The following is a 6429-nucleotide window of genomic DNA, read 5'->3' on the forward strand; positions in this document are numbered from 1 at the left end:
AGGCTAAAAATGATAAAAGTGCATTGTTTTGTAAGCTGTGTTTGTGAGGTTATTAAGAAAACGAAAGGCGTCGATCATAGGCCCTACTATTTTGGGGTATGGGACGCAGATTTTGATGTCCTCGAAAACGGAGTGCTAGCATACCACTCTGATCAAATTGATCATCATTTCTTTCAAACATGGTATGAAATGCTCTATGGAATTAAGCTTTACAAATGGTATGACGAAAAGCAATCAAAACAAGAAAATACAAACAATCTACTAAGGTTATTAGAGAATAAATCGCCACATCAACATGTGATGGTGATGCTGGATTTATCGATGCTTCCAGAGCGAGAAAATAAATTTCATCAACGTCCATTCCCTCATTATGTGATGCTAGAATCGACTGAAAATGAAGAAGAATGGTTTATGTATGACCCTGATTTTCGCTGGGAAGGGATTTTACCGAAGGAGAGAATTTTAGCTGCAATTCAAGAGCCAACTGTCGAAGGTGGCTATTACTTTGATGCTGAGACGATTATTGCGCCAACTACAGAGACGGTTGAAGCCTATTTTAATACATGTATAAAGCTTCATTGTAATCCGTTGACAGATGCCATTACCGAAATTATTAAAGAGTGTATTTCAGGAAAAGAAAGTATGTCAAAACTTCCGACTGCCTTAAAACAATTGCCGGTTATAGCGATTAGAAAGTATGCATATGAGCATGCGTTTGCATTTTTTTGGGAAGCACTTGGCCGCGAAGAGGAAGGCTTTGACACATGGTGTGATGAAATTGAGCGTCTAGTGAATGGCTATACAACGATTCAGTATCGAGCGATGAAGCTTGCGATGACGGAAAATTTGATATTAGCGGAAGATATTTTTGTGAAGTTAGAAGAACAAAATCTCCTTGAGTTCAAGATTAAGCAAGGATTACAAGAATGTTTTGAAGCATGGTTAACATTACAGCACAAGAAAGAGGTTAAAGTATGAAACTATCGATCTGTACAATCTCGTTTCGGCACCATCTCCACTCGATTGACCAATTAGCTCAATTTGCAAAAACGCAGGGGTTCCAAGGAATCGAGCTCTGGGGTGTTCATGCAAAAAACTTGGCAGACGAACTTCATTATGGAGCAGATTGGCTAAGCTCCTACGGTTTGGAAACGAGCATGCTTAGTGATTATTTGCCATTAGAAGCACCAGTTTCTGAGATGATGGCTGAAACAGAGAGGCTATCTTCACTTGCAAGGCGCTGGGGAACAAATAAGATTCGTACATTTGTAGGAAAGAAGGGCAGCTCAGACACAAGTACGAAAGAAAGGGAAGAACTTATTTTTAGGCTTAGAATGCTCTGTGATTATCTTGAGTCAAAAGGACAATATTTGCTTGTCGAAACTCATCCGAACACATTGACAGATAATCTACCTTCAACAATGCAGTTACTCGAAGAAACGGATCACTCAAGCTTACGAGTGAACTTTGATGTTTTACATATATGGGAATCAGGGATGAACCCTATTGTCGCTATGAAGCAACTTCGTCCTTATATCTCACATTTTCACTTTAAAAATATTGCCTCACGTACACAACTTGATGTTTTTGCTCCAAACAATGTTTATGCTGCAGCAGGGTCTAGAGAAGGGATGGTTCCATTGTTTGAAGGTGCAGTTGATTATGGTGAATTCCTAGCAGAAGTAGATTCAAACATGGAGATAGATGCGTCACTGGAATGGTTCGGAGCCAATGTGAAGAGCGTATTAGCAAAAGATGTTCAGGAGATTAAGAAGTCGTTGCAGTTGGTGAAAATATAGTGTTAGGCTGTTTACATCCCGCACTGACGATGGGATATATTGCTGAGTTAGGTTTGCCTGAGATAAAAATTGAAATAGGGATTTGGGCAGCTAAAGTTTATTAATATGTTTTAGTAAACAGAGTATCCCAAGGAAAAGCTGTGGTCGTCTTTTCCTTGGGTTTTTGTATATGTTTATGGCACATAGAGCAACAGTTAAGAAGAGCTTATTAATGAAACTAATATGGTGGGGAAGCGATTTTCAATTAAGCCAAGGTGAAATTGAAAAACTTAAATCATCTTTTTCAGAACCGAGTATAAAAACTCAGCATCTTTTCCGACTCCGCAAATAAGTGCCGATCCTCTTTGATGTTGCCACGGTAGTCCAATATAATATAACCCTTGTATTGGACTCAAACCTCTTTTATGAAGAGGGAACCATTTGCATCTAAAACTCCCTCTATGTCTACCCATTTGTAGTCAGGAACAAATCCTGTTGACCAAATAATATTTTTCACGTTTGTTTTACTACGATCATTAAACATTATTTCTCCGCCTTGTATCTTTATGACTCTTGGTTTAATATTTATTTTTTCTTTACGAATCAGATGCTTTAACTCAAGTCCAAAAATAGGGTCACTTTGTTTTCGAAACCATAATCCGCGCCTTGTATCCGTTCCTGCATATAAGAGACCAATTTTTTCTAACCAGTAAAAAATGCTTTTCCCTATAATATGAAGTGGTAAAAATTTAAAAGGATGGCTAATAGCGATGGTTACTTCACGATTTTCTGCAAGTTCTGTCGCAATTTGCGTACCAGAATTTCCTCCTCCAATTACAAGAACAGGGCCATCTGGAATCATCTCAGGTGATTGGTATTGAGAAGAATGAATTTGAAACACCTCTCGTGAAAGACTTTGGGAAATTGAAGGAATGAACGGTTTCTGAAAAGCACCAGATGCGATGATAACATGTTTAGAATGAAATATCCCCTTATCAGTAGTGACTTCAAATGTACTTTTTATTTTTTGTACTTTAAGTACAGTCGTCTCCATTTTCACCGGTAACAAAAAACGTTCAGCATATGCTTCAAGATAATCTGCGATTTCATCCTTTGTAGGCAATGCATTTTTATCTCCTTCTAATCTCATCCCTGGCAGTGAACTATATGATTTAGGTGTAAATAAAATCAAGGAATCATACCTATTTCTCCATGTATCCCCAATTCTTTTTTCTCCATCGAATATTACAAAATTATAGCCTCCTTGTTGCAAATAATACCCCATGCTTAATCCAGCTTGTCCAGCACCAATCACAATAATATCTAACATCTCTTGATCCCACTTTCTATTTAAAAATCAATATATGTTCATATATTCATATATTCATATATTAAAGTCATTATAACAACTCCTTCTCACACGTCAAGTAATGTTCATCAATTATGATTAGAGTTTTTTTAATGTTTTAACAAAGTTATAGGGATGGTACGAATTGAACAATCAGCTCATAGGTGGAAAAAAGCTTGTAAAAAGAATTTATTGGGCTCACAGATTCAAGGGAAATGGGTTCTGGCAGACCATTAAAACGACAACTTACACCATCGGAAATAATTGAATTACAGGATGCAAGAATTAGGCTACTAGAGGGACAAATGGTAGGGGAGGGAACTGTTAGGTCAATGCGCTACAAGAGTCGTTTTTTTGTCATTTGAGGTAGACTAACAATCTTGTAACACATTAAAAGAGCTTAAATCAAAATTAAATCATTATATGGTTAACTATAACAATTATCGTCATTAAGGGAACTTAAAAAAGATGATCCCTATTCATATAGGAATCACCTTCTAGTTGCTTAATCTCTTTTATATTGTGTCCAGGACATAGGTGCCGTTTTAACAAGTTGTTTTTCTTTTCCTTTTACATTTTAAGGGCCTATATTACCCATTTTTCTATTTACCTCGATATACGTAATGCTGTGTGGCATTTCCTGCATTAAATTGCTCAGTAATATATTGTACGGCCTCTTGTAGAGCTATTTTACTGTTACAAGTGAAAACATCTATTGCAGCATAACCGTACTCTGGCCACGTATGAATCGTCAAATGTGATTCTTGAATGATGACGACACCGCTAACCCCGTAAGGTGAGAAATGATGGAAATTTTCTGTTACAATCGTTGCCTTTGCTTTATGGGCAGCTTGACACATAATTGTTTTAATTTTTTGTACATCATTAAGTAATGCAACATCGCAATCATGCAACTCTAATAAAATATGATGGCCTAATGCATGCTATCCTGCGTTTTTTGTACTGTTCTCTTTATTTGTGAAAACTTTTTATTTTTGCAGCTAGGGCAACCACTGGACTGAAGATGAGTAATCGTAGTGTACTGATTTTTAGCACCTACTGTAAGTGAGTGTTTACAACGAATACACTGATAAACGACAGATTTTCGCTCAACTTCTCCAGTGTAAATTGGCCGCGTAAATTTACGCTGATTAGGAATGTGGGAAATCATATGTTCTGTTGTTTGTAATACGAATAACTGACTTGTAGCGCCTAAAATCTGCGCACCTTCATAGGTGTTAATGTCGTATTTAATACTATTGATCACGAAGCCCATAGCTTGTAAGCTTTGCTGTAGCTCCCACTGTTTTTGATAGCTCCGTTTAGCGTAGGAAAAAAACACATGTCGCATCGCTTCTGGCTTGAGCGCATTAATTGCACGTGATAAAAAGAGCTGTGCGCCAATCAAGGTATACGGCGTATCTGTGTATACGCAATCAAACTGATGGGCGTATGTTTTAGGCAAAGGCTCCTGAACGTTATAATAATCTGCTTTAATCGGAAGCTCATAGTCTTTAGCTATGTTGCTAATTGTACTTAAGACTCGTCTATCAATATCTAATACAACAATTTTAGTTGCAGAATGTGGAGCGATTTTCTTTAGTAAAAATGCTAATGCAATACTAATAAAATCATCGTCGCCTAAACATAAAATGCGCTTATTGAGTAGCATTGTATAGTCTAGTGCGAGCAATGCACGTTTTAATGCTGTATCAACTGTACATTTGGCTTGATCTATTGCTACGTCAGCTGTGGGTCTAGCATCATAAATGGTGCTTAACCCGCTAATATTTTGTGCAATCCATTCTGTACGAAACGAATTATCTGTCGTTAATTGAAAATAAAGTTTAGCATTTGCACCTGATAGTTGAAAATATTGTGAGATAGCTAGTTGGCCCTTTTTCGTTAAGCTATGTTTACCCCATCCTTGCTTGGCAAATTCTTTCTTCATTGCAGAAACGATAGGTATTGGTAAGTCTGTCATATTAGCTAAAGATTTGGTTGTACAATTTTTATGAAAATATAAAGCAAGTAAAGCCTTTTCTAATGTGTGATAATGTTCTTCAAGCAGCATATTAGCTGTAATTTGTTGTAATTGTTTTTGCATTGTAGATTCGTCCTCTCAATTTTAAATAGAAAAAATTGAAATTATCTAAATCAACGAATAGAAAAAAGCGCGACTAAAATTAGTCGCGCTAAAATGTTTATACGAAGCTAACTAATTCTAATCTTGCTATTTTTTTGCATAACAAATAACACCTATATCGGTGGTTTGCTCAACAAAATTAAGCTATAAAGTTGATTTAGATTAGAATTCTACATTTAACAAAAAGTTCACCCTTTAATAAAATAGTATTTTTACTATACAATAGATGTGGGAATTTCACAAGTTTTAGAAAGTATCACTAAATAGTGTAATTTAATAAGAAATATTTAGGGGGTGCATTTACTGAAATACGCTCTATTTGATATGATTTTTCGATGGATGAAAAAAAGTGGAAATATATATAAAGTAGTTAAATGACATTATATTTATAACCAGTATGTTTTTTAGGAGCCTTAAATGAAGTTTTCTAAAATAAATAATTCGAAAGAGATAAAGAATAGGGGAGGTTGATCTTAAATGGGACTTAGAATAATCATTGCTGAGAAGCCGTCCGTAGCGAAGCATATTGCGGAAATGGTTATTTCATTACGTGTACTTTTGGCCAACTTTTGCGGCTTTTTGATGCTAAAGAATATGATAAAAAGATGGGGAAATGGCAGATGGACTATCCTTACAAGGTGAAGAAGGATCTAAAAAAAAGAAAAAGAAGACTTTGGAGCAAGAAAACAGCTGAGAGTCACTAATAGTTAAATGAAGAGACAAGATGTTCAAATGGTCATTTCTACGTGTGATAACGATTTATCTCTATAAATTTATATGTACATAATTGTGTTTTGGGACAATTTTTTACTTTTAAAAAGAAAAAATTTAGTATCCGTCAACTTCAAAAGATACTTGAGTAAGAAGTTGGCGGGAGTGCTATGAACATCTATACTTCTAAAATGATAGTTATTGTTAAAAATTGAATTAATGCTAGAACTCAAATCTACTATGGTTTACTGCACAGAGAAAAAAATTCGGGAAAATACCCCAGATACTCCAAAATCTCCAGGTAATCTTCAGATAGTCTTCACATTAACTACAGATATCGCCTATATAATCAAGACTGTAAGACAAAATACTTTAAAAGGAGATTAAAAACTATGAAAAAGAGAAAGAAATTGGCTGCTACTACTTTAGGTGCTGTATTTGCACTT

5 protein-coding genes and 2 pseudogenes are annotated in these 6429 nt (G+C 35.7%); 4 read left to right on the top strand and 3 right to left on the bottom strand.

All coding sequences use genetic code 11. The features are described from left to right. Positions 1–9 precede the first annotated feature (9 nt). From B1B04_RS05740 to B1B04_RS05750, 3 genes and pseudogenes are all read left to right on the top strand, one after another. Positions 10–978 carry a DUF6005 family protein gene (locus tag B1B04_RS05740; protein WP_079560341.1) on the top strand — a complete coding sequence of 323 codons (969 nt, stop codon included), beginning with the start codon at positions 10–12 and terminating at the stop codon, positions 976–978. Beyond that, a complete protein-coding gene (locus tag B1B04_RS05745) occupies positions 975–1799 on the top strand; it encodes a sugar phosphate isomerase/epimerase family protein (protein WP_079560342.1) in 825 nt (274 codons plus the stop codon). Before B1B04_RS05740 ends, B1B04_RS05745 begins: the two co-directional genes overlap by 4 nt. Positions 1800–1813: 14 nt before the next feature. Then, positions 1814–1903: pseudogene (locus tag B1B04_RS05750) on the top strand (RidA family protein); the annotation flags it as partial. 165 nt (positions 1904–2068) lie between these two features. Here the strand turns inward: B1B04_RS05750 and B1B04_RS05755 are convergent. The 3 genes and pseudogenes from B1B04_RS05755 to B1B04_RS05770 all read right to left on the bottom strand — a co-directional run bounded on the left by B1B04_RS05755 (position 2069) and on the right by B1B04_RS05770 (position 5233). Next, positions 2069–3108 (bottom strand): annotated as a pseudogene (locus B1B04_RS05755) (flavin-containing monooxygenase). A 620-nt stretch (positions 3109–3728) separates the two neighbouring features. Continuing rightward, positions 3729–4052 (bottom strand): adenosylmethionine decarboxylase, encoded by a 324-nt coding sequence (speD, locus tag B1B04_RS05765; RefSeq protein ID WP_079560343.1) that lies wholly within the window; start codon positions 4050–4052, stop codon positions 3729–3731. An 8-nt stretch (positions 4053–4060) separates the two neighbouring features. After that, positions 4061–5233, bottom strand: coding sequence for a bis-aminopropyl spermidine synthase family protein (locus tag B1B04_RS05770; protein ID WP_079560344.1), 1173 nt, complete (start codon positions 5231–5233; stop codon positions 4061–4063). 516 nt (positions 5234–5749) lie between these two features. Here B1B04_RS05770 and B1B04_RS25905 point away from each other — a divergent pair. After that, complete coding sequence (locus B1B04_RS25905) at positions 5750–5914, top strand: hypothetical protein (RefSeq protein ID WP_205756630.1); 165 nt, start codon at positions 5750–5752, stop codon at positions 5912–5914. Positions 5915–6429: the final 515 nt, after the last annotated feature.

The sequence above is a fragment of the Lysinibacillus sp. KCTC 33748 genome (assembly GCF_002237755.1).
Taxonomy (GTDB): domain Bacteria; phylum Bacillota; class Bacilli; order Bacillales_A; family Planococcaceae; genus Lysinibacillus.